Raw genomic sequence first — 4,221 nt, 5'->3', positions numbered from 1 at the left:
GCGCCTTCGGCCCAGCCGGTGCCGTCGGCGGCGGCGGCGAACGCCTTGCACCGTCCGTCGGGGGAAAGCCCACGCTGCTGGCTGAACCAGACGAACAGGTCCGGTGTGGCCAGCACCGTGACGCCGGCGGCGAGGGCCAGCTCGCACTCGCCGCGGCGCAGGGACTGGCTGGCCAGGTGCAGCGCGACCAGCGAGGACGAGCAGGCGGTGTCCACGGTCATCGCCGGCCCCCGCAGGCCGAAGGTGTAGGCCAGCCGGCCGGAGGCGAGGCTGGTGGCGTTGCCGGTCATGATGTGCCCGTCCAACTCGAGGGGCACCCGGTCGCGTTCGGGTGCGTAGCGGCCGGCGGCCAGGCCCACGAACGTGCCGGTGCGGCTGCCACGCAGCGTCCGTGGTTCGATGCCGGCGGCCTCGATGGACTCCCACACGGTCTCCAGCAGCAGGCGGTGCTGCGGATCCATGGCGGTGGCCTCCCGCGGTCCGATGCCGAAGAAGGCCGGGTCGAAGGCGCCGGCGTCGTGCAGGAAGCCGCCGCGGCGCACGTACGAGCGGTCCGGGCGGCCGGGCTCCGGGTCGTACAGGTCGTCCAGTTCCCAGCCGCGGTCGGTGGGGAACTCGCCGGTGGCGTCCCGGCCGGCGTCGAGCAGTTCCCACAGGTCCTGCGGGGATTCGACACCGCCCGGAAAGCGGCAGCCCATCCCGATGATCGCGATGGGCTCGCGGTCGCGTTCCTCGAGCTCAGCCAGCCGGCGGCGCACCTGTCGCACATCGGTGGTGGCCCGCCGCAGGTACTCGCGTAGCTTCTCCTCGTTGGACATCCGATCACCGTTCTCTTCGGGGCACTGTTCTCGTCGAGGCACCGTGGGGAGCTCGTCGCGCTGTGGCGACCCGCGGTCAGGGGGTGCCGATCTCCTTGTCGAGTGCGTCGAACAGCTCCTCGTCGGTGGCGGTGAACAGCCGCTCGTCCGGAATGGGCGACCCGTCGGCGAGGGGGATGCGGCCGGTCAGGGCAAGCAGGCGCGGTTGGATCGCCGCCAGCGTGGGATCGCTCGTGGTGAGGCGTTCCAGCGCTGCCTCCAGTTCGGCCAGCCCGGCGAGCACGGCCTCGGCGGGTAGCACCGTGCCGGTGGCCGTGCCGGTGGGACGCCCGTCGGAGTCGAGCAGTTCCGCGCTCAGCAACGCGGCGACGTCCGCCGGTGTCGGGTGATCGAACACCAGCGTGGTGGGCAGGGTCAGCCCGGTCCGGACGTTCAGCTGGTTGCGCAGCTCCAGGGCGGTCAGCGAGTCGAACCCGGTGTCCCGGAACGGGGCGTCAGCACGGATGGCGTCCGCCCGTCCATGCCCCAGCACCAGCGCACACTGCGTGCGGACGAGCTCGAGCAGATGGGTCGCGCGCTCGTCGGGCGGCAGCCCGGCCAACCGCTCGGCGAGCGGGAGCTCACGTGCGGGCTTGGCTGTGACCGCCCGCCGCGGGGGCCGGCGGACCAGCTCGGTCAGAACAGGGCGCAGCTGGCCCGCGTCCGCCTGCCGCCGCAGCGCCGCGATGTTCCACCGGGCGGTCACCACGGCGGCGTCGTGCGGGGTGGACCGGGCCGCGTCGAACAGCGTCATCGCCTGGGCCGGCGACAGCGGTGCCAGTCCGGTGCGACCGAGCCGGGCACGGGCGACCTCGTCGAGGCCGCCGGCCATGCCGTCCTCCGACGCCCACAGTCCCCAGGCCATCGAGGTCGCGGGTAGACCGAGGGAGCGACGGTGTGTGGCGAGCCCGTCCAGGAAGGTGCTGGCTGCCGCGTAGGCACCCTGGCCGGCGCTGCCGAGCACCCCGGCGGCCGAGGAGAACAGCACGAAGTCCGTCAGCCCGGCGCGGGTGGTGAGTTCGTGCAGATTCCAGGCGGCGTCAACCTTCGGGCGCAGCACGGAGGCGAGCCGGGCCGGGGTCAGGGTCGCCAGGACGCCGTCGTCGAGGATGCCGGCCAGATGGATCACCGAGGTCAGTGGTTCGTCGGCCGGCACGCCGGCCAGCACGGCGGCGAGCTGCGCATGATCACTCGCGTCGCAGGCCACCACTGTGGCCTGCGCGCCGAGGTCGGCGAGGTCGGTGACGAGCCGGGGGGCACCGGCGGCCTGCGGGCCCTGCCGGCTGAGCAGCAGCAGGCGCCGCGCACCGTGCGAGGTCACCAGATGCCGGGCGAGGACGCCGCCGAGCGCCCCGGTACCCCCGGTGATCAGGATGGTCCCCGCCGGGGAGGCCGGCGGCCGGGCCTCGAGGGCCTGGTCGCCGTGGCGGCGGGAGACCTGGAGGCGGGGCGTGAGGACCACACCGGCCCGCACCGCGCACAGCTCGGCGCCTGAGTCGATCGCCGCCGCCAACCCGTCCGCCGCCGGGTCGGCTGCCGGCTCCAGATCCACGAGGACGAAGCGGCCCGGGTTCTCGGACTGGGCGGTTTGGACCAGCCCCCACACCCCGGCGTGGGCGAGGTCGGGGATGCCGCGGCGCGGGTCGGTCGCGACCGCGCCGCGGGTGACGACGACCAGCCGCGCCCCGGCGAACGCCGGCTCGGCGAGCCAGTCCTGGATGACCCGCAGCACAGCGGAGACCTCTGCGTGCACGATCCCGGGCAACGTCGGGCCGTGGTCGTCGGTCGTGGCCGGGCGGGTGTCAGGGGTGACGCGTGGCGGCAGCGGAAGCAGGACCACCGGGGGCAGCGGGGTTCCAGCGGAGCTGGTCTCCTGTAGTTCGTGCGGGTCGGAGCACAGTCGCACGGCGTCCACGCCGAGCAGTCGCAGTACCGGTTCGCGTTCGGCCGGGTCCGCGAGCACGGTCCACTGGCCTCCGGGCCCCAGGGCGGTACCCGCCGGTCTCCCGGCACCGGATGCGCCGCTGGGCCGCTCGGCGAGGTCCGCCGCGGTTGGCGGCGCCCACCTCAGCACGTGCAACGGCAGACGCTGGCCGGGACCGGCGATCGCCGGACGGCCGGTGCTGGTGCCCTCGATGCCACTGTCGATGTCGATGCGCAGGGACCCGACCGTGAGGACCTGCTCGCCGGCACCGTCGGTGAGGATGATCGAGGTGCCTGTCGGGCCGCCGTCGATCTGACCGCGCACCTCGGTGGCGCCCGTGGCGTGCAGCCGGACATCGGTGAAGGTCAGCGAGAGCGGCGCCGTCTCGGGGCCCGGCCGGGACAGGGCGTGCGTCGCCGCCGCCGCCGCCGCGAGCAGGGTGGGATGCACGGCGCTGCGCTCGGCCTCGGGACGGGCCCCCGGTGTCACCTCGACCTCGACGAGGCAGCTCGTGCCACGGCGCCAGGCTCCCCGGACGAAGGCCGGCGCGGCCGCGTCCACCAGCGCGGAGAGCTCGTCGTCGTCGACGTCGACCGCCTCGGCCGGCGGCCAGCGCAGCGTGCCCCCGCCGATCGGAGCCGCCTGGGCCGCAGGCTCGCTGTCGAGGGAGGATGCGCTGCCAACGGGGGAGACGATGAGCACTCCGAGGGCCAGCGGCGTCCACGCGGTCGCGGGGTGCTGGTCGTCGCGGACACTGTCGCCGGTGCCGTCGTCAGTGCCGACCGGGCAGGTGTGTACCGAGACGGCCCGGGCGCCGTGCGTATCCTCGGCGGCCACGACGATCCGAAGCCGCAGTGCGGTGCCGGACATGGCCGTCCCCGGCGTGACGGTCAGCCGTTGCAGGTGCTCGGCACCAGTACGCGAACCCGCGTGCAGGGCCAGCTCCACGCTGACCGCTGCCAGCAGGTGCGCCGAGGGATCCGTCAGCCAGGGCCTCGTTCGGGCCGAGAGGACACCGGTGAACACCGTCGTGCCATCCGGCAGGTCGACGGCGGCGGCGAGCAGTGGATGACCGGCGTCGTGCAGGCCTGCGGCGCTCACGTCGGTCGGCACCGCCTCGTCCGCGAGCCAGTAGCGGTCGCGCTGGAACGGATAGGTCGGCAGTTCGGCCGGGACGCCGGCGCGAACGCCGAACACCGCCTCCCAACGCACCTCGGTGCCATGGACGAACAGGGCGGCCAGCGCCAGTGCCGCCGCGGCGGGCTCATCGCGGTCGGCGCGCAGCACCGGCAGGGTCAGCACGCCTGGCGCGTCGGGCAGGCAGTCCCGGGTCAGGTGGGTCAGGGCGCCTTTCGGTCCCAGCTCCAGGTAGGTGGTGACGCCGAGGGTGTGCAGGTGGTGGATGCCGTCGTGGAAGCGGACGGGGTGGCGGATGTGGTC

General features: G+C 74.3%; 2 protein-coding genes. Both read right to left on the bottom strand.

Annotated features, from left to right (window positions below; translation table 11 throughout):
* On the bottom strand, positions 1-818 hold an 818-nt coding region (locus MXD59_RS25780), incomplete at its 3' end, for a beta-ketoacyl synthase N-terminal-like domain-containing protein (RefSeq protein ID WP_248827161.1).
* Between the two features lie 76 nt (positions 819-894).
* A partial coding sequence (locus MXD59_RS25775; protein WP_248827160.1) for a type I polyketide synthase occupies positions 895-4,221 on the bottom strand: 3,327 nt, incomplete at its 5' end.

It is taken from the genome of Frankia umida (assembly GCF_023242945.1).
Taxonomy (GTDB): domain Bacteria; phylum Actinomycetota; class Actinomycetes; order Frankiales; family Frankiaceae; genus Frankia; species Frankia umida.
The sequence above is the reverse complement of the archived record's forward strand: the minus strand, read 5'-3'. Positions and strand labels throughout refer to the sequence as shown.